Origin of the sequence: Streptomyces sp. NPDC021012 (genome assembly GCF_044333355.1) — a bacterium.
GTDB lineage: Bacteria > Actinomycetota > Actinomycetes > Streptomycetales > Streptomycetaceae > Streptomyces.
In genome coordinates this window covers 382,552-408,899 of record NZ_JBIRQU010000006.1, presented here as the reverse complement: position 1 = coordinate 408,899, position 26,348 = coordinate 382,552, and the positions used below count along the sequence as shown (strand labels likewise).

The 26,348-nt window shown below is 72.6% G+C and carries 31 protein-coding genes; 16 read left to right on the top strand and 15 right to left on the bottom strand.

From position 1 onward, the window contains the following. Positions 1–354 precede the first annotated feature (354 nt). Positions 355–660, bottom strand: coding sequence for a hypothetical protein (locus tag ACH4TP_RS22295; RefSeq protein ID WP_398181965.1), 306 nt, complete (start codon positions 658–660; stop codon positions 355–357). A gap of 7 nt (positions 661–667) precedes the next feature. Further along, a complete protein-coding gene (locus tag ACH4TP_RS22290; RefSeq protein WP_389229368.1) occupies positions 668–1,285 on the bottom strand; it encodes an ATP-dependent Clp protease proteolytic subunit in 618 nt (205 codons plus the stop codon). Positions 1,286–1,351: 66 nt separating this feature from the next. On the opposite strand from ACH4TP_RS22290, the gene ACH4TP_RS22285 reads away from it, so the two are divergent. Next, a complete protein-coding gene (locus ACH4TP_RS22285; protein WP_389229365.1) occupies positions 1,352–1,630 on the top strand; it encodes a type II toxin-antitoxin system Phd/YefM family antitoxin in 279 nt (92 codons plus the stop codon). Positions 1,631–1,706: 76 nt separating this feature from the next. Here ACH4TP_RS22285 and ACH4TP_RS22280 read toward each other — a convergent pair whose 3' ends face one another. Next, positions 1,707–2,714 carry an ABC transporter permease gene (locus ACH4TP_RS22280; RefSeq protein WP_398438895.1) on the bottom strand — a complete coding sequence of 336 codons (1,008 nt, stop codon included), beginning with the start codon at positions 2,712–2,714 and terminating at the stop codon, positions 1,707–1,709. Between the two features lie 105 nt (positions 2,715–2,819). On the opposite strand from ACH4TP_RS22280, the gene ACH4TP_RS22275 reads away from it, so the two are divergent. The 8 genes from ACH4TP_RS22275 to ACH4TP_RS22240 all read left to right on the top strand — a co-directional run bounded on the left by ACH4TP_RS22275 (position 2,820) and on the right by ACH4TP_RS22240 (position 9,801). Continuing rightward, complete coding sequence (locus tag ACH4TP_RS22275) at positions 2,820–3,452, top strand: TetR/AcrR family transcriptional regulator (protein WP_398438894.1); 633 nt, start codon at positions 2,820–2,822, stop codon at positions 3,450–3,452. Between the two features lie 163 nt (positions 3,453–3,615). Further along, positions 3,616–3,918: an urease subunit gamma gene (locus ACH4TP_RS22270; protein ID WP_362658833.1), complete on the top strand. Its 303-nt coding sequence runs from the start codon at positions 3,616–3,618 to the stop codon at positions 3,916–3,918. Between the two features lie 13 nt (positions 3,919–3,931). Next, entirely contained in the window at positions 3,932–4,270 is a 339-nt protein-coding gene (locus ACH4TP_RS22265) for an urease subunit beta (RefSeq protein ID WP_389229356.1), read from the top strand. Continuing rightward, a complete protein-coding gene (locus ACH4TP_RS22260) occupies positions 4,263–5,984 on the top strand; it encodes an urease subunit alpha (protein ID WP_389229353.1) in 1,722 nt (573 codons plus the stop codon). Before ACH4TP_RS22265 ends, ACH4TP_RS22260 begins: the two co-directional genes overlap by 8 nt. Continuing rightward, positions 5,984–6,646: an urease accessory protein UreF gene (locus tag ACH4TP_RS22255; protein ID WP_389229350.1), complete on the top strand. Its 663-nt coding sequence runs from the start codon at positions 5,984–5,986 to the stop codon at positions 6,644–6,646. The genes ACH4TP_RS22260 and ACH4TP_RS22255 overlap by 1 nt, the downstream gene beginning before the upstream one ends. A 17-nt stretch (positions 6,647–6,663) precedes the next feature. Further along, on the top strand, positions 6,664–7,341 hold the full coding sequence (gene ureG, locus ACH4TP_RS22250; RefSeq protein ID WP_398181980.1) for an urease accessory protein UreG: 678 nt from the start codon (positions 6,664–6,666) through the stop codon (positions 7,339–7,341). Next, positions 7,338–8,081, top strand: a complete 744-nt coding sequence (locus ACH4TP_RS22245; RefSeq protein WP_389229703.1) for an urease accessory protein UreD — start codon at positions 7,338–7,340, stop codon at positions 8,079–8,081. Before ureG ends, ACH4TP_RS22245 begins: the two co-directional genes overlap by 4 nt. Before the next feature lie 142 nt (positions 8,082–8,223). Further along, positions 8,224–9,801: an alpha/beta hydrolase gene (locus ACH4TP_RS22240; protein WP_389229344.1), complete on the top strand. Its 1,578-nt coding sequence runs from the start codon at positions 8,224–8,226 to the stop codon at positions 9,799–9,801. A gap of 56 nt (positions 9,802–9,857) precedes the next feature. Here the strand turns inward: ACH4TP_RS22240 and ACH4TP_RS22235 are convergent, their stop codons facing one another. Continuing rightward, positions 9,858–10,892 (bottom strand): NAD-dependent epimerase/dehydratase family protein, encoded by a 1,035-nt coding sequence (locus tag ACH4TP_RS22235; RefSeq protein WP_398438893.1) that lies wholly within the window; start codon positions 10,890–10,892, stop codon positions 9,858–9,860. 113 nt (positions 10,893–11,005) lie between these two features. Between ACH4TP_RS22235 and ACH4TP_RS22230 the strand changes: the two genes are divergently transcribed. Then, the gene (locus ACH4TP_RS22230) at positions 11,006–11,683 is read left to right on the top strand and encodes a 2-phosphosulfolactate phosphatase (RefSeq protein WP_398181989.1); all 678 of its coding nucleotides are present in this window, start codon (positions 11,006–11,008) and stop codon (positions 11,681–11,683) included. Here ACH4TP_RS22230 and ACH4TP_RS22225 read toward each other — a convergent pair. Then, positions 11,652–12,341 (bottom strand): lysophospholipid acyltransferase family protein, encoded by a 690-nt coding sequence (locus tag ACH4TP_RS22225; RefSeq protein WP_389229335.1) that lies wholly within the window; start codon positions 12,339–12,341, stop codon positions 11,652–11,654. The genes ACH4TP_RS22230 and ACH4TP_RS22225 overlap by 32 nt on opposite strands. A 78-nt stretch (positions 12,342–12,419) precedes the next feature. Here ACH4TP_RS22225 and ACH4TP_RS22220 point away from each other — a divergent pair, with 78 nt between their 5' ends. Next, complete coding sequence (locus tag ACH4TP_RS22220) at positions 12,420–13,448, top strand: DUF3048 domain-containing protein (RefSeq protein ID WP_398438892.1); 1,029 nt, start codon at positions 12,420–12,422, stop codon at positions 13,446–13,448. A 31-nt stretch (positions 13,449–13,479) separates the two neighbouring features. Here ACH4TP_RS22220 and ACH4TP_RS22215 read toward each other — a convergent pair whose 3' ends face one another. The 5 genes from ACH4TP_RS22215 to ACH4TP_RS22195 form a co-directional block, all read right to left on the bottom strand. After that, on the bottom strand, positions 13,480–13,683 hold the full coding sequence (locus tag ACH4TP_RS22215) for a hypothetical protein (protein ID WP_389229718.1): 204 nt from the start codon (positions 13,681–13,683) through the stop codon (positions 13,480–13,482). Positions 13,684–13,910: 227 nt separating this feature from the next. Beyond that, positions 13,911–14,861: a cytochrome c oxidase assembly protein gene (locus ACH4TP_RS22210; protein ID WP_389229329.1), complete on the bottom strand. Its 951-nt coding sequence runs from the start codon at positions 14,859–14,861 to the stop codon at positions 13,911–13,913. Between the two features lie 102 nt (positions 14,862–14,963). Next, positions 14,964–15,989, bottom strand: a complete 1,026-nt coding sequence (locus ACH4TP_RS22205) for a 6-phosphofructokinase (protein ID WP_389229326.1) — start codon at positions 15,987–15,989, stop codon at positions 14,964–14,966. 158 nt (positions 15,990–16,147) lie between these two features. Then, a complete protein-coding gene (locus ACH4TP_RS22200) occupies positions 16,148–16,876 on the bottom strand; it encodes a type 1 glutamine amidotransferase (RefSeq protein WP_389229323.1) in 729 nt (242 codons plus the stop codon). A gap of 19 nt (positions 16,877–16,895) precedes the next feature. Continuing rightward, on the bottom strand, positions 16,896–18,143 hold the full coding sequence (locus ACH4TP_RS22195; RefSeq protein WP_389229320.1) for a MurT ligase domain-containing protein: 1,248 nt from the start codon (positions 18,141–18,143) through the stop codon (positions 16,896–16,898). A gap of 126 nt (positions 18,144–18,269) precedes the next feature. On the opposite strand from ACH4TP_RS22195, the gene def reads away from it, so the two are divergent. After that, the gene (def, locus tag ACH4TP_RS22190) at positions 18,270–18,827 is read left to right on the top strand and encodes a peptide deformylase (RefSeq protein ID WP_398438891.1); all 558 of its coding nucleotides are present in this window, start codon (positions 18,270–18,272) and stop codon (positions 18,825–18,827) included. A 9-nt stretch (positions 18,828–18,836) separates the two neighbouring features. Here def and ACH4TP_RS22185 read toward each other — a convergent pair whose 3' ends face one another. After that, positions 18,837–19,484, bottom strand: coding sequence for a TetR family transcriptional regulator (locus ACH4TP_RS22185; RefSeq protein WP_389229314.1), 648 nt, complete (start codon positions 19,482–19,484; stop codon positions 18,837–18,839). A gap of 162 nt (positions 19,485–19,646) precedes the next feature. Between ACH4TP_RS22185 and ACH4TP_RS22180 the strand changes: the two genes are divergently transcribed. After that, a complete protein-coding gene (locus tag ACH4TP_RS22180; protein ID WP_389229311.1) occupies positions 19,647–20,861 on the top strand; it encodes an acyl-CoA dehydrogenase family protein in 1,215 nt (404 codons plus the stop codon). An 8-nt stretch (positions 20,862–20,869) separates the two neighbouring features. Here ACH4TP_RS22180 and ACH4TP_RS22175 read toward each other — a convergent pair whose 3' ends face one another. Further along, positions 20,870–21,337, bottom strand: a complete 468-nt coding sequence (locus ACH4TP_RS22175) for a VOC family protein (RefSeq protein ID WP_389229307.1) — start codon at positions 21,335–21,337, stop codon at positions 20,870–20,872. Between the two features lie 154 nt (positions 21,338–21,491). On the opposite strand from ACH4TP_RS22175, the gene ACH4TP_RS22170 reads away from it, so the two are divergent. Beyond that, entirely contained in the window at positions 21,492–22,856 is a 1,365-nt protein-coding gene (locus ACH4TP_RS22170; RefSeq protein WP_398438890.1) for a cytochrome P450, read from the top strand. A gap of 45 nt (positions 22,857–22,901) precedes the next feature. Here the strand turns inward: ACH4TP_RS22170 and ACH4TP_RS22165 are convergent, their stop codons facing one another. Both ACH4TP_RS22165 and ACH4TP_RS22160 read right to left on the bottom strand, forming a co-directional pair. Continuing rightward, positions 22,902–23,669, bottom strand: coding sequence for a putative protein N(5)-glutamine methyltransferase (locus ACH4TP_RS22165; protein WP_398438889.1), 768 nt, complete (start codon positions 23,667–23,669; stop codon positions 22,902–22,904). Continuing rightward, complete coding sequence (locus ACH4TP_RS22160; protein WP_041128030.1) at positions 23,662–24,144, bottom strand: glutathione peroxidase; 483 nt, start codon at positions 24,142–24,144, stop codon at positions 23,662–23,664. The genes ACH4TP_RS22165 and ACH4TP_RS22160 overlap by 8 nt, the downstream gene beginning before the upstream one ends. Positions 24,145–24,180: 36 nt before the next feature. On the opposite strand from ACH4TP_RS22160, the gene ACH4TP_RS22155 reads away from it, so the two are divergent. Then, complete coding sequence (locus ACH4TP_RS22155; RefSeq protein WP_389229298.1) at positions 24,181–24,408, top strand: DUF6011 domain-containing protein; 228 nt, start codon at positions 24,181–24,183, stop codon at positions 24,406–24,408. On the opposite strand, the gene ACH4TP_RS22150 is transcribed toward ACH4TP_RS22155, so the two are convergent. Beyond that, positions 24,397–25,128: a hypothetical protein gene (locus ACH4TP_RS22150; protein WP_398438888.1), complete on the bottom strand. Its 732-nt coding sequence runs from the start codon at positions 25,126–25,128 to the stop codon at positions 24,397–24,399. The two genes, ACH4TP_RS22155 and ACH4TP_RS22150, sit on opposite strands and share 12 nt — an antisense overlap. A 148-nt stretch (positions 25,129–25,276) precedes the next feature. On the opposite strand from ACH4TP_RS22150, the gene ACH4TP_RS22145 reads away from it, so the two are divergent. Then, positions 25,277–26,347 carry an RNA ligase (ATP) gene (locus ACH4TP_RS22145; protein ID WP_398438886.1) on the top strand — a complete coding sequence of 357 codons (1,071 nt, stop codon included), beginning with the start codon at positions 25,277–25,279 and terminating at the stop codon, positions 26,345–26,347. The last annotated feature ends 1 nt before the right edge of the window (position 26,348 follow it).

Genomic DNA, 26,348 nt, shown 5'->3' with positions numbered 1-26,348 from the left:
GACGTCCGGGACAGCGGCAGGACTCGGCGTCCGCCCGGACCGCCCCGCCTCGGATGGCGGGGGCTTGTCGTCGACAGGGATCTTGACCCACACCCGGGGCGAAATCCGAGCTGAAACGGCGATATGTGAGGCTCCTCACGACTGATCCAATCGGGTGGACAGGGTGCTTTCGTGATCACTTGAGGTGGGGCCGACGAGCCCCGCACCAGGGGTGGAACGCCCCATTCCGCCAAATGCGTACACCTGTTGCGCAACTCACCCGGCACATATGTCGACTCGTCGACTACGCCGAACGAGGGAGCGATTCTGCGATCCGTGTCGGCCGACCGGACCTCGACACGACATGCCGGAATGTCAACTCGCCCGTGCCCGGGGAACGGTGACGCGATCGGCGCGCCGCTCCCCGTCCAACACCCGCAGGGCGCGCGCCAGGGTCTCCGCATGCACCTCGCTCTCACCCCGCATATGCATGAGCGTCAGAGCCTCGCGCAAGGCCTCCGCACGTCCCACCAGGGCCTGCGCCGCGCGCAGCGCCCCATAGGTATGCGTACCCCTGGATGGGTTGATCTTCCCAAGGAGGTCGACGACTTCGAGGTAGGCGTCGATCAGCTCGCCCTCGGCCCGCGTCAGCGCGGGCAGCGGCGGCAGCTCGGGCACCACGGCCGGCTCACCGGGCCGCGCCGGCGTCGCGCCGGCTCGTGATCACGTGGTCCACGAGCCCGTACGCGACGGCCGCCGGCGCGTCCAGGACGGTGAGGCGGTCGATGTCGGAGTCGATCCGCTCGCGCTCCTGCCCGGTGTACTCGGTGAGCATCCCGGCCACCAGGGCGCGCAGCCGGAGGAGTTCGCGCGCGTGGATGTCGAGGTCGCTCGGCTGCCCCTGGAGGGGTTCGTCCATGGCGGGCTGCCGGAGGGTGATCCGGGCGCCGGGCAGGACGAGCCGCTTGCCGGGGGCTCCGGCGGCGAGCAGCACGGCGGCGGTGGACCCGGCCTGGCCGAGACAGGTGGTCTCCACGTCGCAGGAGAGCGTCCGCATCGTGTCGTGGATCGCGGTCATGGCGCTGATCGAGCCGCCGGGGGAGTTGATGTAGAGCGCGATGTCCTGTCCGGGGGAGGCGTGGTCGAGGTGCAGGAACTGGGCGATGACGTCGTTGGCCGAGGTCTCGTCGATCGGTGTGCCGAGGAAGACGATCCGGGATTCGAGGAGCTTCGCGTACGGGTCGAGGGTCCGGGTTCCGAAGCTGGTCCGCTCCGTGAACTCGGGCAGAACGTAGCGGGCGTCCATGGCTGAGCACCTCCAGCAGCTGTCTGTAGAAAATGTACAGGACGTACAGACCGTAAGATGGGCAGCATGACCTACGAGATCCCGGTGACGCAAGCGCGGGCTGAGCTCGCCGACCTCATCAACCGCGTCGTGTACGGCGGTGAGCGCGTCGTCGTCACCCGCCACGGGAAGCCGCTCGTCGCCCTGGTCTCCGCCGCCGACCTGGAACGATTGGAGGAGGCGGAGAAGCCCGCCGGCGAGCAGGTGGTCAGCTCCCTCTCCGGCCTTCACCCGGTCGACTCCGCTCCCGGCGAACAGCGCCGCTTCGGCATCGCCGCCCACCACCGCGAGCCCGGCGCCTCCTGACGGGCGCGTGTGAGCGAAAAGCCGCGCACCCCCGTCCGCTACGGCGGGGGTGCGCGGCCGTCTTCGGGTACGGGCCTCAGCCCACCGGCACCGGGGCCGGCGCGGGAGCCGCTTCGGCCCGGGGCCGCCGCGCGCCCAGCGCGGTCGCGGTCAGGCCCGCCGCCGCCCAGAGGGCGAGGACGAGGAGCGGGCCGCCCGCCGCGGCGCCGTCGAAGGCGGAGACCGAGCGGAGGGCCGAGCCCGCGGCGCCCGGCGGCAGCCACTGGCCGAGCGCGCCCACTCCGGTGGGCAGCAGCTCCGGCGCGCTCGACATCCCCGAGAACGCGTTGCCGAGCAGGATCGTCAGGGCGGCGCCGAGCCCGAAGCCGGGCTTGCCGAGGAGCGTGGCGAGCCCCGCGAAGGCGGAGCCGATCGCCAGGACGGCCAGCCCGAGGACCCCGGCCTCGGCCCACCAGTCGCCGGTCAGGGCGCCGAGCCAGCTGTCGGCGAGCGCCGTGGCCACGAGCCCCGCGAGCGCCGACGCGCCCACCAGGGCCGCGACCGCCCGGGCTCCGCGCAGGCCGAGCAGGACGGTGACGACCCCCGCGGCCGCACCGACGAGGGCCAGGGGGAGCAGGCTCGCGCCGAGCACCGCGCCGCGCGGGTCGCCGGCGGGCGCGGCGACGACGTCCGTGACCGTGACGGGCGCCCCCGCCGGGGCCCCCGCGGTCACCGCCTCGCGCAGCAGCCCGGCCACGACGGGGCTCCCGGCGGAGGCGGTGAGGAGTTCCGTACCGCTCGGGCCGGCGACCACGGCTCCGTACACCTCGCGCTCCTCGATCGCGGCCCGGGCGGCGCCGGCGTCCGCGTAGCGGTGGATCTCGAAGGCCCCCTCGTGCCGTCCGAGCCCCCGCTCGACCGCGTCGGCCGCGGCGGCGGGCCCGGCCACGCCGATCGGCAGCTCGCGCGGCGCGATCCGCGCGGCGGGCCAGGCGAAGACCGCGAGGGCGAGGGCGGCGACGACCGGTATCAGGAGGAGCACCGCGAGGATGCTGCGCCCCGCGGCGGCCGAGGGGGCGGCCGAGGGGCCGGTGGCGGCGGGCATGGCGGCCTCGATTCAAAGAGAAGGATCGTTCGTTTTGCGTTCGGCCCCAGCGTGCGCCGCCCTCCCGAAGTTGTCAAGAATGAATATTCGTTTTAGGTTCTGGTCATGGCACGCGTCTCCCAGGAACACCTCGACGCCCGCCGCCGCCAGATCCTGGACGGCGCCGCGCGCTGCTTCGCCCGCAACGGCTTCCACGCCACCTCCATGCAGGACGTGCTCGCCGAGGCGGGGCTGTCCGCGGGTGCGGTCTACCGCTACTTCCGCGGCAAGGAGGAGCTGATCGGGGCCATCGCGACCGAGGCCTTCACCTCGATCCGGGGCGCCTTCGAGGAGGCCGCCCGCACCACTCCGCCGCCCGCCCCCGACGTCCTCCTCGGCGCGGTGCTCCGACTCTTCCTGGAGGAGCGGATCGAAGGCGCCGACCGGCAGGCCTTCGCGCGTCTGATCATCCAGGTCTGGACGGAGACGCTCCGCAACGAGCGGCTCGCCGAGACCCTCGAAGAGGGCTACCAGGGGATGCGGGCCGTCTGGACGGAACTGGTCACCGCCTACCGCGAGAACGGCCTCCTGCGCGCCGACGTCCCTTCCGACCATGTGGCACGCACCCTCATCGCCACCGCCCAGGGCTTCATCGCCCAGCAGGCGCTCTTCGGGGACGTGTCCGCCGAGGTCCTGGAGGACGGTCTGCGTGGCTTGATGTCGATGTCCGCGTCCGGAAACACCGACCCGATCCGATGATCATGAGATCGCAAAGCCGTAGTTAACGAGCCGGAAAAACTTCCGCCCTAACGTGCAATGTCTGGCCGCTCGACACATTTCCGCAGTTCAACAGAGTGTTGACGGTCGGTAGGGTCCGCAGCTGTCCGGGTCCCGTCCCGGTCGACGACTGTGAGGTGGAAGAGTGCAACTGAGCCCGCACGAGCAGGAGCGCCTGCTCATCCATGTGGCGGCCGACGTGGCCGAGAAGCGCCGGGCCCGCGGTGTGCGGCTCAACCACCCCGAGGCCGTCGCGCTCATCACGTCCCACATCCTGGAAGGCGCCCGGGACGGCCGTACCGTCGCCGAGCTGATGGCCTCCGGGCGCAAGGTGCTCACCCGCGAGGAGGTCATGGACGGCATCCCGGAGATGATCCACGACGTCCAGGTCGAGGCCACCTTCCCGGACGGCACCAAGCTCGTCACCGTCCACGACCCCATCATCTGACGGGCGGCCGCCGATGATTCCCGGAGAGATCCTGTACGCGGACGGCCCCGTCGCCCTCAACGAGGGGCGCCCCGTCACCCGCCTGACCGTCCTCAACGCCGCCGACCGGCCCGTCCAGGTCGGCTCCCACTACCACTTCGCCGAGGTCAACCCCGGCCTGGACTTCGACCGTGCCGCCGCGCGCGGCAAGCGGCTGCACATCGCCGCCGGCACCGCCGTCCGCTTCGAGCCCGGCATCCCCGTCGAGGTCGAACTCGTGCCGATCGCCGGCCGCCGCGTCGTGCCCGGCCTGCGCGGCGAGACCGCCGGCCCCCTCGACACCGCAGAGACGAAGGACGGCGACCGTGCCTGACCTCCACCGCGCCGTCTACGCCGACCTCTTCGGCCCGACCACCGGCGACCGCATCCGCCTCGCCGACACCGACCTCCTCGTCGAGATCGAGGAGGACCGCTGCGGCGGCCCCGGCCGCGCCGGCGAGGAAGCCGTCTTCGGCGGCGGCAAGGTCGTCCGCGAGTCCATGGGGCAGGCCCGCACCACCCGCGCCGAGGGCGCCCCCGACACCGTCATCACCGGCGCCGTCGTCATCGACCACTGGGGCGTCGTCAAGGCCGACATCGGCATCCGGGACGGCCGCATCACCGCCCTCGGCAAGGCCGGCAACCCCGACACCATGGACGGCGTCCACCCCGACCTCGTCATCGGCCCCGAGACCGAGATCATCGTCGGCAACGGCCGCATCGTCACCGCCGGCGCCGTCGACACCCACGTCCACTTCATCTCGCCGACCGTCGTCGAGCAGGCCCTCGCCACCGGCGTCACCACCCTCGTCGGCGGCGGCACCGGGCCGGCCGAGGGCACCAAGGCGACCACGATCACGCCCGGCCCCTGGCACATGGCCCGGATGTTCGAGGCCCTGGACACCTTCCCGGTCAACATCGGCCTGCTCGGCAAGGGCAACACGATGTCCCGGGAGGCGATGCACTCCCAGCTGCGCGGCGGCGCGCTCGGCTTCAAGATCCACGAGGACTGGGGAGCCACCCCCGCCGTCATCGACGCCTGCCTGAGCGTGTGCGAGGAGACGGGCGCCCAGCTCGCCATCCACACCGACACCCTGAACGAGGCGGGCTTCGTCGGCGACACCCTCGCCGCCATCGCCGGACGCACCATCCACGCGTACCACACGGAAGGCGCCGGAGGCGGGCACGCCCCCGACATCATCACGGTGGTCTCCGAGCCGTACGTCCTGCCCAGCTCCACCAACCCGACCCGGCCGCACACCGTCAACACCATCGAGGAACACCTCGACATGCTGATGGTCTGCCACCACCTCAACCCGGCCGTCCCCGAGGACCTCGCCTTCGCGGAGTCCCGCATCCGGCCCTCCACCATCGCCGCCGAGGACGTCCTCCACGACCTGGGCGCCATCTCGATCATCTCCTCCGACTCCCAGGCCATGGGCCGCATCGGCGAGGTGATCATGCGGACCTGGCAGACCGCCCACGTCATGAAGAAGCGACGCGGCGCCCTGCCCGGCGACGGGGCCGCCGACAACCACCGGGCCCGCCGCTACGTCGCCAAGTACACGATCAACCCGGCCGTCGCCCAGGGCATGGGCCACCTCATCGGCTCGGTCGAGCCCGGCAAGCTCGCCGACCTGGTCCTCTGGGAGCCCGCCTTCTTCGGCGTGAAGCCGCTCGTCGTCGTCAAGGGCGGCCAGATCGCGTACGCGCAGATGGGCGACGCCAACGCCTCCATCCCCACGCCCCAGCCGGTACTGCCCCGCCCGATGTTCGGCGCGCTCGGCCGTGCCGCCGCGGCCGGTTCGGTCAACTTCGTCGCCCAGGCGGCGATCGAGGACGACCTGCCCCGGAAGCTCGGCCTGCACAAGGAGTTCGCCGCCATCGGCTCCACCCGGCGGGTCACCAAGGCCGACATGCGCGAGAACGACGCCCTGCCCCGGGTCGAGGTCGACGCCGACACCTTCTCGGTGACCATCGACGGCGAGACGGTCGAACCGGCCCCCGCCGCCGAACTGCCCATGGCCCAGCGCTACTTCCTCTTCTGATGTCGCGCTCAGCCCTCCTCGTGCTCGCCGACGGGCGCTTCCCCGCCGGCGGGCACGCCCACTCCGGCGGCGCCGAGGCCGCCGTCAAGGCCGGCCGCATCAAGGACGCCGCCGGCCTGGAGGCCTTCTGCCGGGGCCGCCTGCACACCACGGGCCTCACCTCGGCGGCGCTCGCCGCCGGGGCCGCGCACGGACTCGACCCGTACGAGCTCGACGCGGCGGCCGACGCCCGCACCCCCTCCGAGGCCCTGCGCGCCGCCGCCCGCAAGCTCGGCCGCCAGCTGATGCGGGCCGCCCGCGCCACCTGGCCGAGCCCCGAACTCGACGCGCTCGCCGCCGCGTTCCCGCGCGGCGCCCACCAGCCCGTCGTCCTCGGCACCGCCGCCCGCGCCGCCGGACTCGGCCCCGAGGACGCGGCGCACTGCGTCGCGTACGAGACGGTCGGCGGCCCGGCGACCGCGGCCGTACGCCTCCTCAGCCTCGACCCCTACCAGGCCACCGCCGTCCTCGCCCGCCTCGCCCCCGAGATGGACCGGGTCGCCGAGCGTGCCGCCGAGGCCGCCCGGCAGGGCGTCGACGCCCTGCCCGCCGCCTCCGCCCCGCTGCTCGACCTCACCGCCGAGCAGCACGCGGCCTGGCCCGTCCGCCTCTTCGCCTCCTGAACAACGTGGAGTCCCCCATGCACCTCGACCACGCCCACACCCACCACGGCGCCGTCTCCGCCGACGCCCACCGCCCCGACGGCACCCGCCGCGCCCTGCGCATCGGACTCGGCGGACCGGTCGGCTCCGGCAAGACCGCCACCGTCGCCGCCCTCTGCCGCGAGCTGCGCGACACCCTCTCCCTCGCCGTCGTCACCAACGACATCTACACCCGTGAGGACGCCGAGTTCCTCCTCCGCAACGCCGTCCTGCCGCCCGAGCGCATCCAGGCCGTGGAGACCGGCGCCTGCCCGCACACCGCCATCCGCGACGACATCTCCGCCAACCTCGAAGCCGTCGAAGAGCTCGAGGACAGCGTCGGGCCGCTCGACCTGATCCTCGTCGAGTCCGGCGGCGACAACCTCACCGCCACCTTCTCCAAGGGGCTCGTCGACGCCCAGATCTTCGTCATCGACGTCGCCGGCGGCGACGACATCCCCCGCAAGGGCGGCCCCGGCGTCACCACCGCCGACCTCCTCGTCGTCAACAAGACCGACCTCGCCCCGCACGTCGGCTCCGACCTGGAGCGGATGGCCCGCGACGCCAAGGAGCAGCGCGGCGAACTGCCCGTCGCCTTCACCTCCCTGCGCGGCGAGAACGGCGTCGCGCCCGTCGCCGACTGGGTCCGGGCGCAGCTCGCGGCGTGGACCGCGTGAGCCTGCGCGCCACCGCCCGGATCGCGGCCGACGCCGACGGCGGACTGCCGCTCCTGGTGAGCGACGGCCCCCTCGCCCTGCGCCGCACCCGGGCCGCCGGACCGTACACCCGGGTCACCGTCGTCGGGGCGATGAGCGCCCCGCTCGGCGGCGACCGGCTCGCGATCGAGACCGAGGTACGGGACGGGGCCCGGCTCCTGGTCGACTCGGCCGCCGCCACCCTGGCCCTCCCCGGCCGGAGCGCCGAACCCGCCGCGTACGACGTGCGGATCTCCGTCGGCGAGGACGGGGTGCTCCACTGGCTGCCCGAGCAGCTCGTCTCCGCCGCCGGCTCGCACCTGCGGATGCGCACCACCGTCGACCTCGCGCCCACGGCACGGCTCGTCCTCCGCGAGGAGCAGGTGCTCGGCCGGCACGGCGAGGGGCCCGGCACCCTCACCACCCGCCTCACCGTCCGCCGCGCCGGCCGCCCCCTGCTCGACCAGGAGCTGGCCCTCGGACCCGGCGCGCCCGGCGGCTGGGACGGCGGCGCGGTCCTCGGCGGTCACCGGGCCACCGGGCAACTCCTCGTCGTCGACCCGGCCTTCGGGAAGGAGCCGGTGGAAGCGCGGCTGTACGGGGAGAACGCCGTGGTGAGTCCGCTCGCCGGGCCCGCCGCCCTCGTCACCGCCGTCGCCCCCGACGCGCTCGCGCTGCGCCGGCTCCTCGACGAAGCCCTGTCCGCATTCGCCCTGTTCTGACCGTCTCCGATCGTTCACCGCTCAGCGGTACACCTGTCACCGGTTATTGGTTAGGTAAAGAAACACGTGTACGACCTTTCGTTCTGAGCTCCGGAAACGAAAGGATCCCCCGGACACACAGACTCCTTCTGGGGGAGGACCATTGAGACGCACAGCAGTGCTCGGCTCGGCCGGCACTCTGATAGCGGGCACGCTCATGGCGACCGCGCTCGCGGCGCCTACGGCCGGTGCCGTCACCGGTCAGGACCGTGACGACGAGGCGCGCGGCGCGACCATCGCCGCCGCCGAGGCCGCGAAGGCCGGCATCGACTGGCAGGACTGCCCGGCCGACTGGGGCTTCGCCAAGCCCATCCAGTGCGGCTGGGTCACCGTCCCGGTCGACTACGCCAAGCCCTACGGCAAGAAGATCAAGCTCGCGGTGGACCGCGCCGTGTCCACCGGCACGCCCGCCGAGCGCCAGGGCGCGCTGCTCTACAACCCGGGCGGCCCCGGCGGCTCCGGCCTGCGCTTCCCGCGCCGGGTCACCACCAAGAACCCGCTCTGGGTGAACACCGCGAAGGCGTACGACTTCGTGGGCTTCGACCCGCGCGGTGTCGGCCACTCGGCGCCCATCTCCTGCGTCGACCCGACCGACTTCGTCAAGGGCCCGAAGCTCGACCCGGTCCCGGACACCGAGGCGGACAAGCTCGCCCAGCGCAAGCTGGCGGCCGACTACGCCAAGGGCTGCGCCGAGAAGAGCGGCGACATGCTGCCCTACATGACGACGCGCAACACCGCCCGTGACCTCGACGTCATCCGGGCCGCCCTCGGCGAGAAGAAGCTCAACTTCATCGGCGTCTCCTACGGCACCTACCTGGGCGCCGTCTACGGCACGCTGTACCCGAACCACGTGCGCCGCATGATCGTCGACAGCGTGGTCAACCCGGCGAAGAGCAACATCTGGTACCAGGCCAACCTGGAGCAGGACATCGCCTTCGAGGGTCGCCTCAAGGACTGGATGAACTGGGTCGCCCAGAACGACGCCACCTACCACCTTGGCGACACCCTGGAGAAGGTCCAGCAGCAGTGGGTGACCCTGCGCGCCGCGGCCAAGAAGGCGCCCCTGGGCGGCAAGGTCGGTCCGGCCGAGCTCATCGGCTTCTTCCAGAGCGCGCCGTACTACGACTCCTCGTGGGCCCCGGTCGCCCAGGCCTGGAGCGCCTACGCCGCGGGTGACCCGCAGCCGCTGATCGACGGTGCCGCCGCGGACCTCACGGACACCGCCGGCAACATCGCGTCGGAGAACGGCAACGCCGTCTACACCGCCGTCGAGTGCGCCGACTCGGCGTGGCCGACGAACTGGAACCGGTGGGACCGGGACAACTCGGCCCTGCACGAGAAGTACCCGTTCATGACCTGGTCGAACGCCTGGATGAACCTGCCGTGCGCCACCTGGTCCGCGCCGCAGCAGAAGCCGACCCAGGTCAAGACCGGCAAGGGCCTGCCGCCGGTGCTCATCGTCCAGTCCGAGCGTGACGCGGCGACGCCGTACGCCGGCGCGGTCGAGCTGCACAAGCGCTTCAAGGGCTCGCGTCTCATCACCGAGAAGAACGCGGGTTCGCACGGCGTCACCGGTCTGGTGAACCCCTGCATCAACCCGAAGGTCGAGACGTACCTGCTCACCGGTGAGGTGGACAGCCAGGACGTGACGTGCGAGCCGCACGCCACGCCCAAGCCGTAACACCCGCACCACGTCGAAGAGGGGCGGTCGCCATCGGGCGGCCGCCCCTCCGTGCGTCAGCGCGAGGCGAGCCAGGCGTCCTCGGCCGCGTAGTCGAACCAGTCCTGCCCGTACTTGGCGAGGTTCGGGAACGCCTCCAGCCATCCCCGGCCCGCGAGCCGCCCCGCCAGCCACTCCACCGTCGCCGGCAGCGACTCCGCGTACCGCACCACCGGCCGGTAGCCCAACTCCCGCTCCGCCGCCGTCATGTCGTACACGATCGGCGCGTCCAGGCCCCACGGCGTCTCGCCCACGACGCCCACCGGCGGCGGCCCGTCCACGAGCACCAGCTCGCTCTCCACGCCCACGACCGCGTCCACCGCCGCGGAGATCTCCGCGACCGTCGGCACCTCGGGATCGGCGGCGTTCAGCACCCGCGTGCCCGGATTCGCCGCCGCCAGCCGGATCAGCTCGGCCAGGTTGTCCACGTGCGACGGATGGAACTGCGACAGGCCGCCGTACGCGAGCACCCGCACCGGCCGCCGGTCGAGCGCCCGCTTCACGAAGAACAGCTCGCGCGGCGACCGGCAGTGCGGGCCGTGGATCGCGCCCGCGCGCAGCAGCGTCGTCGGCAGCGGCTCCCCGGCCGCCGTCAGCGCCCGCTCCAGGGCGACCTTCCGGGTGCCGTACGTCTCCGGGCCCGGGGCCACCGTCGCCAGCGACTCCGGGATCGGCACCGGATAGCGCGGGAAGCCGTCCGGCCGGTCCTGGGTGTCGAAGCTGCGGCCCTGCTCGTCCTCGTACACCGCACCGCTGGAGATCACCACCGCCGAGCCGATCCGGTCCGCGAGCCCGGTCAGCTGGGCGGCGTGCCCGGCGTCGTACGCCGCCATGTCCACCAGGACGTCGGTGCCCTCGCCGAGCGCCGAGGCCAGCGCGCCCTCCTCGTTCCGGTCGAGCCCCACCGACCGGACCTCCTCCGGCCACTCCTCGTCCCTGGCACCGCCCCGCGAGGCGGCCGTCACCTCCCAGCCGTCCGCGACGAGCGCCCGCACGGCCGCCCGCCCCACCTGTCCCGTCGCACCCAGCACGAACGCGTTTCCCTTGGTCATGTGGGCGACGCTAGAGGCGAGTTGAGTGGCGGCCCAGGGGATTGCGCCCTGCGCGGATCCGCTCTCGGCGCACTCTCCCGCGCCCGGGCCGGGCACGCGTGATCATGAACGGCATGGACGCCCGATTCCTCGCCATCAGCGAACTGACCGAGACCCCGTCCGTGGCCGTCGTCGTCGACGTCATGCGCGCGTACACCGTGGCCGCCTGGGCCTTCGCCCGGGGGGCCGAGAAGATCGTCCTCGCCGAGTCGCTCGACGAGGCCCTGGAGCTCAAGGCCCGCCACCCGGACTGGGCGGCCCTCAAGGACGGCCCGCCCGCGCCCGGGTTCGACCTGGTCAACTCGCCGGGCATGCTCCGCTCCGCCGACCTCGCCGGACGGACCGTCGTGCAGAAGACCACGGCGGGCACGGTCGGCGCCCTCGCGGTCAAGGACGCGTCGCTGGTGCTGTGCGCCGGCTTCGTGGTGGCGGAGGCCACGGCCCGGCTCCTGCGGACCCGCGGGAGCGACGCCGTCACGTTCGTGGTCACCGGCGAGGACGGGCGGGCCGACGAGGACCTGGCATGCGCCCAGTACATCGCCGGGAGGGCCGGCGGGGCCGGGACGGACGCCGCCGGGTTCCTCCGCCGCGCCGCCGGTTCGCGCGCCGCCGCCGAGCTGGCGCAGGGGGTGCGCGAGGGAGTCCACCCCGACGACGTCGCGCTCTGCCTGGAGGTCGACCGCTTCCCCTTCGCCATGGTGGCGACCCCGGAGGGCCCGCTCATGGTCCTGCGTCCGCACCCGCTGCCTTGACCACCGCCGCGTACTCGTCCACGTACTCCTGGCCCGACAGGCGCAGGATCTCGTACATGATCTCGTCCGTCACCGCGCGGACCACGGCCCTCTCGCCCGCCGCCCCCGCGAACCGGGAGAAGTCCAGCGGCTCCCCGAAGCGGATGGTGACCCGGCGGATCCTCGGTACGACCTTCCCCGGCGGCTGGATCTCGAAGGTCCCCACCATCGCGCACGGCACCACCGGGACCCCGGCGGTCAGCGCCATCACCGCCACCCCCACCTTGCCCTTGTACAGCCGCCCGTCGTGCGAACGCGTCCCCTCGGGATAGATCCCCAGGAGCTCCCCGCGGCCGAGGACACCGAGCCCCTCCCGGATCGCCGCCTGCCCGGCCTCCTTCCCCGACCGGTCCACCGGGATCTGCCCGGCGGCCCGGAAGAAGGCGGCCGTGAGCCGGCCCTTGAGACCCGGGCCCGTGAAGTACTCCTGCTTCGCGAGGAAGGTGATGCGCCGGTCCAGGACCGCCGGCATCAGGAAATGGTCGGAGAAGGAGAGGTGATTGCCCGCGACGATCGCGGCCCCCTCCTCCGGGACGTGCTCCAGCCCCTCGATCCGCGGCCGGAACAGCAGCCTGAGGAGCGGTCCTATCAGGACGTACTTCATCAGCCGGTAGAACACCCTGACCCCCGTTCTTCGTCCGTCACGCCCCGTTGTATCCCCGCGCGGGCCCGTGGTCCACTGGTGGGGGAGCGTCACATGACGGGCGAGCACGGGGTCAAGGCATCCTCCAGGCGCCCCGGCCGCGTCCTCACCGCGCTGCTGTGCGCGCTGACGGCGGCCGGGCTCTACGGCTGCTCCGGCTCGGGCCCCTCGGAGCCGAGCCCCACGCCGACGCCGACGACCGCGCCGACGACCGCGCCCGCCACCCCGCCCACCGGCACCTCGCCCTTCACCGGGCTGCCCGCGAAGCCCGCCCCCGTCCTGGCCGTCAAGCTCGACAACGTGCCCGCGGCCCGCCCCCACACCGGACTCGGCAGGGCCGACCTCGTCTACGTCGAACAGGTCGAGGGCGGAGTCACCCGGCTCATGGCCGTCTACTCCTCCCGCCTCCCCGACCTCACCGGCCCCGTCCGCAGCGCCCGCGAGTCCGACATCGCCCTCCTCGGCGACTTCGGCCGCCCCGCCCTCGCCTACTCCGGCGCCCAGACCGCCCTGACCCCGCTCCTCCGGGCCGCGCCGCTCCACCTCCTCACCGAGAGCAGCGCGCCCCGGGCCTTCCTGCGCTCACCGGACCGACCCGCCCCGCACAACCTCTACCTGCGGCCCGGCCGCGCCCTCGCCGCCGCCCCGGGCGCCGGCGAACCCCGGGACATCGGCTTCCGCTTCGGCCCCGACCCGGCCGGCGGCACCCCCGTCACGACCTCGACCGTCCGCTACCCGGCCGCCCGCTACACCTTCACCTGGTCCGCCGCCGACCGGGCCTGGCGGGTGGCCATGGACGGCCGCGAGGCCCGCGCCACCGACACGGGCCCGCTCACCCCGGAGACGGTCGTCGTCCAGCGCGTGACCATCCGCCCCTCCCGGTTCCACGACCGGTTCGGTTCGGTCTCCCCGTACAGCGAGACCGTCGGCAGCGGCACCGCGCTCGTCCTGCGCGACGGCCGCGCCCACGAGGCCCGCTGGTCCCGCCCCTCGCCCTCCTCCGGCACCACCTTCACCACCCCCGGCGGAGCACCCCTGCCCTTCGCACCGGGCCAGGTCTGGATCGTCCTGGCCCCGCGCTAGGTCTGGATCGTCCTGGTCCCGCGCCAGGTCCTCAGGGCGCCGTGGGACCCGGCGGGCGGGGCCGGGGAGCGGGCGGCACGGTGCTGTCCGCCGCCGCCATCCCGATCGTCGCCACGACCAGCACCACCAGGCCGAACCAGAGCCAGCCGCTGCTGCCGAGCGCCACCGTGTAGGCCGTCGTCAGCAACAGCGCCGCGCAGGTGAGCACCGTCATCGTCTTCGTGGGACCGGACATCGGCCCGCCCTCCTCCCGACCGGGGACGCGGAAGCCGCCCGTCCCATCGTGGCCCCGCGAGAGGGGCGCGCGCTACTCCCCGGACGCTCCGGCGTGCGCCGGAACGCGGACGGGCCCGGCGCCGCAGGCGGCACCGGGCCCGAAAGGGGGACCGTGGATCCAAAATCCTGGATTCGGATCCAAGATTCTGAATTCGGATTCTGGATCCTGGATGTTGGATCCGAAGGTCAGCGACTCCGCGTCTGCAGACTCGCCAGATACGCGTTGTACGCCTCCAGCTCCTTGTCGCCGTCCCGGTCGGCGGCCCGGTCCTTGCGGACGGCCTGCCGCTGCTCGGAGTGGTACCACTGGTAGACCAGCGCGATCAGGACGAGCACGGACGGGATCTCGCTGAACGCCCAGGCGATGCCGCCCGCGGCGTTCTGGTCGGCGAGGGCGTCGATCCCGAGCGAGGCCGGCGGGTTCTTGTACGACTCCACCAGCGGCTGGGTCGCCATCATCATCGCGATGCCGAAGAACGCGTGGAACGGCATGCCCGCGAACAGCTCCAGCATCCGCATCACGTACCCCGGCCGGTGCGGGCCCGGGTCCACGCCCATGATCGGCCAGAAGAAGACCAGGCCCACCATGAGGAAGTGCACCATCATGCCGATGTGCCCGGCCTTGGACCCCATCAGGAAGTCGAAGAGCGGGGAGAAGTACAGCGCGTACAGGCTCGCGATGAACATGGAGATGGTGAACGCCGGGTGCGTGATCACCTTCATGTACCGGCTGTGCAGCAGCTTCAGGAGCAGCTCGCGCGGCCCCGTCGAGCCCCGACCCGCCACCGGCAGCGCCCGCAGCGCGAGGGTCACCGGCGCGCCGAGCAGCAGCAGGATCGGCGACAGCATGGAGATCACCATGTGCTGCACCATGTGCACGCTGAACATGACCATGCCGTAGTCGTTGAGCTTGGTGCACATCACCAGGGCGACCGTCAGCACGCCGACCGTGAAGAACACCGTCCGGCTGACCGGCCACGCGTCACCGCGCCGCCGCAGCCGCGCCACGCCCCACCCGTACAGACCGAGTGCCGTCAGGCATCCGATCAGGAAGAAGAGGTCGGGAGAGAACTCGAGGCCCCGCCCCAGCGTGAACGGCGGCAGATCCATCGTCATGCCGTGCCCGCTGTGATCCATCCGTACACTCCTGGAGCCCGATTCGCGCTTGTTGTCCGCACCAGACTAGAACCGCCCCCGGCCGCGACTGCGACCGGGGGCGGTGGTGACGTACGGGAGTCGTCAGAGCACGCACTCCGCCTCGTCGTACCGGTCGGACGGGACCGTCTTGAGGGTCTCCACGGCCCGGGCCAGCGGCACCATCGTGATCTCCGTGCCGCGCAGCGCCGTCAGCATGCCGAACTCGCCGCGGTGCGCCGCCTCGACGGCGTGCCAGCCGAAGCGGGTCGCGAGGACGCGGTCGTACGCGGTGGGGGTGCCGCCGCGCTGGACGTGGCCGAGGATGACCGGGCGGGCCTCCTTGCCGAGGCGCCGCTCCAGCTCGACGGAGAGCTGGTTGGCGATGCCGGTGAAGCGCTCGTGGCCGTAGATGTCGGTGCCGGCGGTCTTGAAGTCCATCGAGCCCTCGCGCGGCTTGGCGCCCTCGGCGACGACCACGATCGCGAACCGCTTGCCGGCCTCGAAGCGCTCGCCGACCCGGGAGGTCAGCTCGTCGATGTCGAAGGGGCGCTCGGGGACGACCACCGCGTGCGCGCCGGCGGCCATGCCGGAGTGCAGCGCTATCCAGCCGGTGTGACGGCCCATGACCTCGACGACCAGGACGCGCTGGTGCGACTCGGCGGTGGTCTTCAGCCGGTCGAGGGCCTCGGTGGCGACGGTGACGGCCGTGTCGAAGCCGAAGGTGACGTCGGTGGAGGCGATGTCGTTGTCGATCGTCTTCGGGACGCCGACGATCGGGAGCCCCGCCTCGGAGAGCAGGTTCGCCGCCTTGAGGGTGCCCTCGCCGCCGATCGGGATGATCGCGTCGAGGCCGAGGTCGGCGACGTGGCCCTTGGCCCGCTCGACGCCGCCGACGAGGTGCGCGGGCTGGACCCGCGAGGAGCCGAGGATGGTGCCGCCGCGGGCCAGGATGCCGCCCACCGCGTCGAGGTCGAGCTTCCGGTAGTCGCACTCCAGGAGGCCCTTCCACCCGTCGTGGAAGCCGATGACCTCGTCGCCGTGATCGACGACGGCGCGGTGCACGACGGAACGGATGACAGCGTTCAGACCGGGGCAGTCTCCGCCGGAGGTGAGCACGCCAATGCGCATAGCCCAAAAACCTTTGCAACGTGGGCCGACTCCCGGACCACGTCGTCCGGCTGGATCCCCGCCACCCTATCGCCGCAGGGTGGCGGGGCCGAACCGGATGTCCGCACAGTGGACAACGTACGTTCGTACGAGGGGCCAACAAAGGCCCCGGGGCTGACTCAGGCGGGCTGGCTCGCCGCCGCGATGCGCTCGGCGCGCAGCGCCTCGTACCAGCGGTCGTCGGTCGGCGGCAGCGCGTTCACGTCGAGGGCCAGCTTCAGGAGCAGGTCCGCGATCTGCGGGTTGCGCGCCATGACGGGGCCGTGCATGTACGTGCCGAAGACGGTGTCGTTGTACGCGCCCTCGGTGCCGTCGCCGGTCCCGTTGCCGTTGCCGTAGACGGTCCGGGCGAACGGCCGGGCCGTCGGGCCGAGATGGGTGATGCCCTGGTGGTTCTCGAACCCGGTCAGCTGGGGGAGGCCCAGGCGCGGGTCGATGTCCGCGAGGACGTCGCCGACGCAGCGGGCGCCCTCGCCGCGGGTCGAGATCACGTCGATGAGCCCGAGGCCGGGCTCGCGCTCGCCGAGGTCGTTGATGAACTCGTGGCCCAGGATCTGGTACCCGGCGCAGACCGAGAAGATGATCGCGCCGTTGGAGGCGGCCCGGCTCAGGCCGCCGTCCCGCCGCAGCCGCTCGGCCGCGAGCCGCTGCGGACGGTCCTCGCCGCCGCCGATCAGGTAGATGTCGCCCGAGGTGGGGACCGGCTGGTCGCTGCGGACGTCGACGCGCTCGACGCTGAGACCGCGCTGTTCGGCGCGGCGCTGGACGACGAGGACGTTGCCCTGGTCGCCGTAGGTGCTGAGCAGGTCCGGGTAGACCCAGACCAGGCGCAGGCTGCTGTCACTCATGCTGCAAGTCCTCTACGGGTCAGTTGCCGACGCGGCGGCGGACGTCCTGGAAGGCGGTGTAGTTGGCGATCAGCTCGATCTGCCCGGGCGGGGCCATCGCGACGGCCTCGTCCAGGCTCTCGCAGACGCGGAAGTCCACGCCCGAGACCTCCAGGCGGACCGCGAGGTCCAGCTTCCGGTCGCCGATCACCATGATCGGGTGGCCGGCGAGCCGGCCGTAGTCCACGTCCCACAGCCAGGAGGTGTCGGTGCCGTCGGCGCCACGCGCGTTGACCGAGAGGATCACCGGGGCGGGCGGGCCGTCGATGAGGGAAAACGTTTCGAGCCAGCCGGCCGGGTTCTTCGCGAGGAGCAGACGCAGGTCGCGGTTCTGGAAGGAGACCACGTCGTAGCGGCCGGCGACGGCCTGCACCTGGTACATGCGCTCCAGGGCCACCTGCGGCGGCACCCCGAAGACGGCGGCGACGGCGGCCGAGGTGGCGGCGTTCGCCTTGTTGGCGCGGCCGGGCAGCTGGAGCCGGATCGGCCAGGCCGAACCGTGCGGGTCGAGCACGTGGTCGCCGCTGAGCGCCCAGCTCGGCGCGGGGCGGCGGAAGCCGCACTCGCCGCAGAACCAGTCGTCGCCCGGACGCTGCATGACACCGCCGCAGGCGGGGCACGACCAGGCGTCGTCCTTCCACTCCTGGCCGGCCGCGACCCACACCACGTTCGGCGAGGAGGAGGCGGCCCACACGATCAGCGGGTCGTCGGCGTTGGCGACGACCACGGCCTTCGTGCCGTTGAGGCCCTCGCGCCACTTCTCGGCGAGCATCCGGGTCTCGGCCGCGCGGTCGAGCTGGTCGCGCGAGAGGTTGAGCAGCGCGATCACCTTGGGCGTGGTGTCACGGGCGACACCGGCGAGGTACTTCTCGTCGACCTCGATCACGCCGTACTTCGAGTCCGTGCCGCCGGCCAGCGCCGAGGTGATGCCGGCGGGCATGTTGGCGCCCAGGGCGTTGGAGACCACGGGCCCGGCGGCGCGCAGTGCCTCCGCGATGAGCCGGGTCGTCGTCGTCTTGCCGTTGGTCGCCGACACCAGGACGACGTCCAGATGCTGCGCGAGCCGTCCGAGCAGGTCGGGGTCGAGCTTCAGCGCCACCCGGCCGCCGATCACCGACCCGCTGCCGCGTCCCGCCGCGCGCGACACCGCGGCCGCGGCCTTGCCCGCCGTCACGGCCAGCTTGGCGCGCGGCGTCAGCGGCTCTGGATTACCGGGGTGTCCAGACATCGTTCTTGTTCCTCCTTGCGTCGGTCCGGGCTCAGCCTATCGAGATCCGGCCAGGAGCCCGAACAGCGGCACCGTCGAGCGGCCGCGCGAAACGGGGAGGTCAGGGTGGACCGTACCCTTACGGCCATGCGAAACCGCCCCATCCCCGGCAGTTCCGGCCTCGTCCGAGCCATGACGCTCCTCGGCGACCCCGTACTGCACACGCCCTGTGAGTCCGTCACCGACTTCGGTCCCGAACTGGCCCGGCTCGTCGAGGACATGTTCGCCACGATGTACGCGGCGCACGGTGTGGGCCTGGCGGCGAACCAGGTCGGCGTGGGCCTGCGGGTCTTCGTGTTCGACTGCCCCGACGACGAGGAGAACCGCCACCTGGGCCATGTGGTGAACCCGAGCCTGGTGGAGGCGGACGGCGACGAGATCCGGGGCCCCGAGGGCTGTCTCTCCCTGCCGGGCCTGGAGGCGCCGACGCCCCGCTTCGACCGCGCGGTGGTGGAGGGCGTCCGCCTCGACGGCACTCCGATACGGATCGAGGGCACGGGTTTCTTCGCCCGCTGCCTCCAGCACGAGACGGACCACCTGGAGGGCGGGGTCTACGCGGACCACGTCACGGGGTGGCGCAAGTCACGTCTCCTGCGCGCGATCCGCAAGCAGCCGTGGGGGAGCGGGGCGGACCGGATCGCCTAGCGCGATCCCTCAGAAGCCGGGCCCGCCCGGGAGGTCGTCGGCCTCCGCGAGGCGGCCCCACAGCAGGTCCGCCAGGCTCTTGACGAGGTCCGCGCGGGAGCAGGGGCGTTCGCCGAGCCACCAGTCGCCGGCCGCATGCATCATGCCGACGATGCCGTGCCCCCAGATCCGGGCCTGGGCCTCGGCGGCCGGTCCCAGGTCGACGCGCTCGGCGATGACCTGGCCGAGCTCCTCGCCCATGCGCCGGAGCAGCGGGGCCGAGTGGCGGCCGACGTCGAAGCCCTGCTCGGTCTGGTGCGGCTCCTCCGCCGGGTGCATGAGGAAGCGGTAGACCTGGGGCATCGCCTCGATGGACGCCAGGTAGGTGTCGAGGGTGGCCTCGACGCGGCGGCGCCGGTCGGCGGGCGCGTCGAGCGAGGCCCGGAGCGAGGCGAGGAGCGCGTCCGTGTGCCGGGTGGCGAGGGCGCGGTAGAGGCCGCCCTTGTCGCCGAAGTGGCGGTAGAGGATCGGCTTGGTGATGCCCGCCTCGGCCGCGATCGCGTTCATGGAGGCCTTGGGGCCGTCCCGGAGCACCACCCGGTCCGCCGCCTCCAGCAGCTCGCGGCGCCGCTGCTCGGCGGACGTCTGCTGGTCGGTGGCCCGGTGTGCGATGTCCATGTGCGTGTCTCCCCGCCCGTGCGATTCGTGAGGCTGTCGCAACGTAACACCCGGCCGGGATCCGGTGCCGGTCGGGCCGAACCGCTCCACCGCAGGTTGACAGCCTCTACCCACCGGTAACAGACTGCTGTTACCGCAAGTAACGTCATGCTGGGAGGGAACATGGGCGAGTTCACGCTCGAACTCAACGAGGACCAGAAGCAGGTCCGCGACTGGCTCCACGGCTTCGCCGCCGATGTGATGCGCCCCGCGGCCGCCGAGTGGGACGAGCGTGAGGAGACCCCCTGGCCGATCATCCAGGAAGCGGCCAAGCTCGGCATCTACTCCCTCGACTTCTACGCCCAGCAGTTCTTCGACCCGACCGGCCTCGGCATCCCGATGGCGATGGAGGAGCTCTTCTGGGGCGACGCCGGCATCGCCCTCTCCATCGTCGGCACCGGCCTCGCCGCCGTCGGCGTCCTCGCCAACGGCACCGAGGAGCAGATCGGCACCTGGGTCCCGCAGATGTACGGCGACGCGAACGACGTCAAGGTCGCCGCCTTCTGCTCCTCCGAGCCCGACGCCGGCTCGGACGTCGCCTCCATGCGCACCCGCGCCGTGTACGACGAGGCCAAGGACGAGTGGGTCCTCAACGGCACCAAGACCTGGGCGACCAACGGCGGCATAGCCAACGTCCACGTCGTCGTCGCCGTCGTCGACGCCGAGCTCGGCTCCAAGGGCCACGCCTCCTTCATCGTGCCGCCGAACACCCCCGGCCTCTCCCAGGGCCAGAAGTTCCAGAAGCACGGCATCCGCGCCTCCCACACCGCCGAGGTCGTCCTGGAGGACGTCCGGATCCCCGGCCACTGCCTCCTCGGCGGCAAGGACAAGCTGGACGAGCGCCTCGCCCGCGCCCGGGAGAAGGCCAAGGCGGGCGGCGAGCGCGTGAAGAACGCCGCCATGGCCACCTTCGAGGCCTCCCGCCCGGCCGTCGGCGCCATGGCCGTCGGCACCGCCCGCGCCGCGTACGAGGTCGCCCTCGACTACGCGAAGACCCGCGTCCAGTTCGGCCGCCCGATCATCGAGAACCAGGGCGTCGCCTTCCAGCTCGCCGACATGGCCACCCAGATCGACGCCGCCCGCCTCCTCGTCTGGCGCGCCTCCTGGATGGCCACCGCCGGCAAGCCCTTCACCGCCGCCGAGGGCTCCATGTCCAAGCTGTACGCGAGCGAGGTCGCCAAGAAGGTCACCGCCCAGGCCATCCAGATCCTCGGCGGCAACGGCTACACCCGCGAGTACCCGGTGGAGCGCATGCACCGCGACGCGGCCATCTACACCATCTTCGAGGGCACCAGCGAGATCCAGCGCATGGTCATCAGCCGCGCGCTCGCGAAGTAGCCGGTGCTTCACACGACGCAGAACTCGTTGCCCTCCGGGTCCTGGAGGACCACCGCGTAGTAGTCCATGCCGTTCGGCTCGTCCATCGAGTAGAGGACGGTCGCGCCGAGCGCCGTCAGCCGGGCCACCTCGCCGTCCACGCGCTCGCGCCGGACGGCGAGCGGGACCTCGCGGCCGCCGCCGACCTTGAGGTCCAGGTGGACGCGGTTCTTGGCGGTCTTGGGCTCGCGGACCTGCTGGAACCAGACCCGGGGGCCCACCCCCCTCGGGTCGACGATGGACTCCGGGAGCTCCCCGGCGCCCTCGCCCAGCTCGTCCTCGGGCACGCCGATCGCCTCCCAGTACGCCCGCCAGGTGGCGTGCCCGGCGGGCGGCGGATCGGGGACGTACCGCAGGGCGTCCAGCCAGAAGGGCACCAGGCGCTGGGGGTCGGCGCAGTCGATGGTCAGTTGCAGCGTCAGCTCGGGTCGTTCCATGACGGGGAGCCTCGCAGACGCCACTGACAACGACGGGGGCCGAGCGGTTCGAGCCAACAGGCCGGATCCGGTCGGTTGTTCGGTCCGTGCTCGCCTGTGCGTTACTTCCTGAGGAAGAATCACCAGGTCGGTGACGATCAAGGGGGAAGCGATCATGACCACCACCCGGACCGAGGCGCCCGAACTCGCGGGAGTTCCGCTGCTCGGCTCCATGTTCGACCTCAAGAACGACTCGCTGGGCACCTTCCTGCGCGCCCAGCGCGAGCACGGCGACGTCGTGAAGATCACCGCGGGCCCGCCCGGGATCCGCGCCACCCTCTACGGAGTCTTCTCCGCCGAGGGCGCCCAGCAGGTCCTCGCCGGCGAGTCGGCCAACTTCCGCAAGGACAACGCCTTCTACCAGGAGATCCGCGAGTCCTTCGGCAACGGCCTGCTCACCAGCCAGGACGAGGACTACCTCCGCCAGCGCCGGCTCGTCCAGCCCCTCTTCACCAAGCGCCGCGTCGACAGCTACGCCGCGGCCGTCGCCGCCGAGGTCGCCACCCTCACCGGCGAGTGGCAGGACGCCGGCGCCGAGACCGTCGACGTCCTCCACGAGATGACCCGCTTCGCCCTGCGCGCGGTCGCCCGCATCCTCTTCGGCACCGACGTCGACACGGCCGTCGAGATCGTCGAGCGCAGCTTCCCCGAGCTCAACGCCTATGTGCTGAGCCGTGGCTACGCCCCGCTCAAGGTCCCGCGCGACTGGCCCACCCCCGGCAACCGCAAGGCCGCGTCCGTCCACCGGGCGCTGTACGAGGTCTGCGACCGGATCATCGCCGAGCGGCGCGCCGCCGGCCGGGCCTCCGTCGAGGGCGACGACCTCCTCACCCTGCTCGTCGAGGCCGAGAGCGCCGAGGACGGCAGCTTCGACGCCACCGAGCTGCGCGAGCAGGTCCTCGTCTTCCTGCTCGCCGGGCACGAGACCACCGCCACCTCCCTCGGCTTCGCCCTCCACCTCCTCGCCAAGCACCCGGAGGTGCTGAAGCGGGCCCACGAGGAGGTCGACCGGGTCCTCGGCGGCCGCACTCCCGGCGCCGCCGACCTCGACGCGCTGCCCTACGTCACCCGCGTCCTCAAAGAGACCATGCGTCTCTTCCCCGCGGCCCCGGCCATCGGCCGCCGCGCCGTCGAAGCCACCGTGATCGACGGCGTCGCCGTCCCGGCCGGGGCGGACGTCGTCGTCGCCTCCTGGGTCACCCACCGGCACCCCGCCTACTGGGAGGACCCGGAGCGCTTCGACCCCGACCGCTTCACGCCCGAGGCGGAGGCGGCCCGCCCCCGGTACGCCTGGTACCCCTTCGGCGGCGGCCCGCGCGCCTGCATAGGCCAGCACTTCTCGATGCTGGAGTCGGTGATCGCCCTGGCGATGCTCCTCCAGAAGTACGGCCTCGAAGCCGTCGACACCGAGATCCCCGTCGGCTCCGCGATCACGCTCTACGCGACGGGCCCGGCCCGCTGCCGCCTGCTGCCGCGCTGAGAGAGGCGGGAGCGACCCGACGCGGGGCCGCTCCCGTCCCTCCCCCTACGGCCTGGTCGCGACGACGACCGTCGCCCACCACTCCTCGGAGGTGACGACCCGCGGCACCAGACCGGCCGCGGACATCACCGCGAGGGCCGTCTCCGCCTGCCGTTCGCTCGTCTCCACCAGCAGGTGCCCGCCCGGCGCCAGCCACTCCGGCGCCCCGGCGGCGACCCGCCGCATGACGTCGAGCCCGTCCGTCCCGCCGTCGAGCGTCACGTGCGGCTCGTGGTCGCGGGCCTCGGGGGGCAGCAGCCCGATCTCCTCGGTCGGCACGTACGGCACGTTCGCGACCAGCACCTCGACGCGGCCCCGCAGCCCCTCCGGCAGCGGGGCGAAGAGGTCCCCCTCGTACACCCGGCCGCCGCGCGGCTCGACGTTCCGCCGGGCGCAGCGCACCGCCGCCGGCTCGATGTCCGAGGCATGCACCTCCGCGCCCTCGACCCGGGCGAGCAGCACCGCGCCCGCCGCGCCGGAGCCGCAGCACAGGTCGACGCAGACGGCGCCGGGCCGGGCCAGCTCCACCGCCTGCCCGACGAGGAACTCCGTACGCCGCCGGGGCACGAAGACCCCGCCGTCGACCTCGATCCGCAGCCCGGCGAACCCGGCCCAGCCCACGACGTGCTCCAGGGGCAGGCCGGAGGCCCGCCGCTCGACCATCAGGTCGAGCTCGGCGGGCCCGGGGGCGGTCGCGAGGAGCATCTCCGCCTCCTCCTCGGCGAAGACGCACCCGGCGGCCCGCAGCCGTTCGACGACCCCCAGGTCAGACAAGCTGCGCCTCGATCGCCGCCACGACCTCGGGGGCCTCCGGCTCGGTGCGCGGACGGAAACGGGTCACCGCGCCGTCACGGCCGATCAGGAACTTCTCGAAGTTCCACTGCACGTCACCGGCCTCACCCTCGGCGTCGGCGACCTTCACCAGCTCGGAATAGAGCGGGTGGCGTCCGTCACCGTTCACGTCCGTCTTCTCCAGGAGCGGGAAGGACACCCCGTACGTCGCCGAACAGAACGTCGCGATCTCCTCGGCGCTGCCCGGCTCCTGCCCGGCGAACTGGTTGCAGGGCACGCCGAGCACGGTGAAGCCGCGCTCCCCGTACTCCTTCTGCAGCCGCTCCAGACCCGCGTACTGCGGGGTGAGCCCGCACTTCGAGGCCACGTTCACCACCAGCACGGCCCGGTCGCGGTAGTCGGCCAGGGAGACCGGCTCGCCGGTCAGGGTCTTCAGGGGGATGTCGTACAGGCTCATGTGCTGCTCCTCGTCGGAATAGGGTTTGATCTCAGCATGGGAGACGAACCACTGGCAATCGCGATCGATTCCGCGCCGCAGGAAGGACCGCGCCGGGTCCACTGCCGCCTCTGCGGCCGCCCCCTGACCGGCGCGGACTCCCGCCGCACGGGCCTGGGCCCCACCTGCGACGCCAAACTCCACCCGGCGCCCCCGGACATCCGCACCCGGCGCCACGAGGTGGAGCAGGACACCCTGCCGGGGATGGACCCGTCAGCCGGCTGAGGCGATCAGCTCGGCGTAGGCCGGCCACCGCTCCTCCGGAGCGAGCGCGAGCAGCGCGACCTTCCGGGCGAGCAGCGGATCGGGATGGCCGGCCAGCCGGGGCACGGCGTGCTCGACGAGCCAGGACCGGAGCCCGGGCAGGAGCGCCTCGCCGTCCATGTTCCAGGGCAGGACGAACGGATCGTCCTGGAGCAGTTCGTCGATCCGGTACGCCACCCAGTCGCCGAGGTGCCGGTCCTCGGTGCCGCCCCGGGGAGTGGCGGCCCAGACGTCGTGCACGGGCGCCAGAGAGCGGTGCATGTCCACACACAGCTCCCACACCGCACCGACCCCGTACGGCGGCTCCGGATCGGCGAGCGTCTCCCGCCACCACACGTCGAGGAAGCCCTCGATCGCCGCGACCTGCTCACGTGGCCAGGAACGCCACGCGGTGCGTCCGAGACCGGTGGGCGCGGCGACGCCGGAACGGCGGCCGCTCGCGAGCAGGGCGAAGAGCTCGGGCAGCAGACGCCGCACGGTGGCCGCGTGATCGGTGAAGTGGTCCGGAACCTTGTGGAAGAACCTCAGTAGCAGTTCGTCACCCAAGGGCGTCCTCGGTACCGCCAACAGCGCCAGCTCGTCGGCGCCGTAACAGTGGAGACAGCCCTCGGCGGGTGCGGTCATGCCGCCGAAGACGGCGTCGATGCGATGGAGCGCGGCGGTCAGCGCGGGAGAGGTCACGGCGTGGTCCTGACGGGACTCCGCCGACGCGGAGCGCCGGGCGAAGAAAGCGACGTTACCAGCCGTCAAAAACGGTGGGCCAGCGGTTTCCTGACCGCGAGGGTGGGCCGCGATGAGACCGAAACCCGAGCCCACGGAGTCCTGAACCATGTCCACCCTGCGCGTCACCGCCGAAGTCCTCACCGTCCACCCGCATCCCGACGCCGACGCCCTGGAGCTCGCCCAGGTAGGGCTCTACCGGGCCGTCGTCGCCAAGGGGGCGTACAAGACGGGTGACACCGCCGTCTACATCCCCGAGCAGGCCGTGCTGCCCCTCGCGCTCGTCGAGGAGCTGGGGCTGACCGGGCGGCTCGCCGGAGGGAGGGCGGACCGGGTGAAGGCGGTGCGGCTGCGCGGGGAGCTGTCGCAGGGGATCGTGTGCCGGCCCGCCGCGCTGGCCGGCATCGACCTGGCGCGGGCCGCGGCCGAGGGGACCGACTTCGCGGAGGTGCTCGGGATCACCAAGTGGGTGCCGCCGATACCGCCGACGATGAGCGGGGACGTCGAGCCGGCCCCCGATCTGCTGCCCTGGGTCGACATCGAGAACCTCCAGCGCTACCCGGACGTGTTCGAGCCCGGCGAGCCCGTCGTCCTGACGGAGAAGGTCCACGGCACCGCCTGCCTGCTGACCTTCCACGCCGAGGAGGGGCGCGCGCAGGTCTCCTCCAAGGGGTTCGGCGGGAAGGGGCTCGCCCTCCGGGAGGACCCGCGCAACCTGTACTGGCGGGCCGTCCACGGGCACGGGCTCGCCGGTGTCGCCGCGCGGCTCGCGGAGCGGCTCGGCGCCCGCCGGGTGGGGCTCTTCGGCGAGGTGTACGGATCCGGGGTGCAGGACCTGGCCTACGGTGCCGACGCCCGTTCCGAGACCGTCGGGTACGCGCTCTTCGACGTGTCCGCCGAGATCGACGGACAGGTGCGGTGGCTGGACCCGGAGGAGGTGCTGGAGAGCGGCGAGGTCCCCCTCGTACCGAGGCTGTACTCGGGGCCGTACGACCTCGGCACCGTCCTCGCGCACGCGAGCGGCCGCGAGACCGTCTCCGGACGGGAGACGCACCTGCGGGAGGGCGTCGTCATCCGGCCCGCGACCGAGCGGTACAGCCCGGTCACCGGCGGCCGGGCCATCGCCAAGGCGGTCAGCCCGGCCTACCTGACCCGCAAGGGCGGCACCGAGTTCGAGTGAC

Excerpts from the sequence above, each read along its gene's own strand:
- ACH4TP_RS22290 (WP_389229368.1), bottom strand. The coding sequence starts at position 1,285 with ATGGACGCCCGCTACGTTCTGCCCGAGTTCACGGAGCGGACCAGCTTC.
- ACH4TP_RS22285 (WP_389229365.1), top strand. The coding sequence starts at position 1,352 with ATGACCTACGAGATCCCGGTGACGCAAGCGCGGGCTGAGCTCGCCGAC.
- ACH4TP_RS22280 (WP_398438895.1), bottom strand. The coding sequence starts at position 2,714 with ATGCCCGCCGCCACCGGCCCCTCGGCCGCCCCCTCGGCCGCCGCGGGG.
- ACH4TP_RS22275 (WP_398438894.1), top strand. The coding sequence starts at position 2,820 with ATGGCACGCGTCTCCCAGGAACACCTCGACGCCCGCCGCCGCCAGATC.
- ACH4TP_RS22265 (WP_389229356.1), top strand. The coding sequence starts at position 3,932 with ATGATTCCCGGAGAGATCCTGTACGCGGACGGCCCCGTCGCCCTCAAC.
- ACH4TP_RS22255 (WP_389229350.1), top strand. The coding sequence starts at position 5,984 with ATGTCGCGCTCAGCCCTCCTCGTGCTCGCCGACGGGCGCTTCCCCGCC.
- ureG (WP_398181980.1), top strand. The coding sequence starts at position 6,664 with ATGCACCTCGACCACGCCCACACCCACCACGGCGCCGTCTCCGCCGAC.
- ACH4TP_RS22235 (WP_398438893.1), bottom strand. The coding sequence starts at position 10,892 with ATGACCAAGGGAAACGCGTTCGTGCTGGGTGCGACGGGACAGGTGGGG.
- ACH4TP_RS22230 (WP_398181989.1), top strand. The coding sequence starts at position 11,006 with ATGGACGCCCGATTCCTCGCCATCAGCGAACTGACCGAGACCCCGTCC.
- ACH4TP_RS22220 (WP_398438892.1), top strand. The coding sequence starts at position 12,420 with ATGACGGGCGAGCACGGGGTCAAGGCATCCTCCAGGCGCCCCGGCCGC.
- ACH4TP_RS22215 (WP_389229718.1), bottom strand. The coding sequence starts at position 13,683 with ATGTCCGGTCCCACGAAGACGATGACGGTGCTCACCTGCGCGGCGCTG.
- ACH4TP_RS22210 (WP_389229329.1), bottom strand. The coding sequence starts at position 14,861 with ATGGATCACAGCGGGCACGGCATGACGATGGATCTGCCGCCGTTCACG.
- ACH4TP_RS22205 (WP_389229326.1), bottom strand. The coding sequence starts at position 15,989 with ATGCGCATTGGCGTGCTCACCTCCGGCGGAGACTGCCCCGGTCTGAAC.
- ACH4TP_RS22200 (WP_389229323.1), bottom strand. The coding sequence starts at position 16,876 with ATGAGTGACAGCAGCCTGCGCCTGGTCTGGGTCTACCCGGACCTGCTC.
- ACH4TP_RS22195 (WP_389229320.1), bottom strand. The coding sequence starts at position 18,143 with ATGTCTGGACACCCCGGTAATCCAGAGCCGCTGACGCCGCGCGCCAAG.
- def (WP_398438891.1), top strand. The coding sequence starts at position 18,270 with ATGCGAAACCGCCCCATCCCCGGCAGTTCCGGCCTCGTCCGAGCCATG.
- ACH4TP_RS22185 (WP_389229314.1), bottom strand. The coding sequence starts at position 19,484 with ATGGACATCGCACACCGGGCCACCGACCAGCAGACGTCCGCCGAGCAG.
- ACH4TP_RS22180 (WP_389229311.1), top strand. The coding sequence starts at position 19,647 with ATGGGCGAGTTCACGCTCGAACTCAACGAGGACCAGAAGCAGGTCCGC.
- ACH4TP_RS22175 (WP_389229307.1), bottom strand. The coding sequence starts at position 21,337 with ATGGAACGACCCGAGCTGACGCTGCAACTGACCATCGACTGCGCCGAC.
- ACH4TP_RS22170 (WP_398438890.1), top strand. The coding sequence starts at position 21,492 with ATGACCACCACCCGGACCGAGGCGCCCGAACTCGCGGGAGTTCCGCTG.
- ACH4TP_RS22160 (WP_041128030.1), bottom strand. The coding sequence starts at position 24,144 with ATGAGCCTGTACGACATCCCCCTGAAGACCCTGACCGGCGAGCCGGTC.
- ACH4TP_RS22155 (WP_389229298.1), top strand. The coding sequence starts at position 24,181 with ATGGGAGACGAACCACTGGCAATCGCGATCGATTCCGCGCCGCAGGAA.
- ACH4TP_RS22145 (WP_398438886.1), top strand. The coding sequence starts at position 25,277 with ATGTCCACCCTGCGCGTCACCGCCGAAGTCCTCACCGTCCACCCGCAT.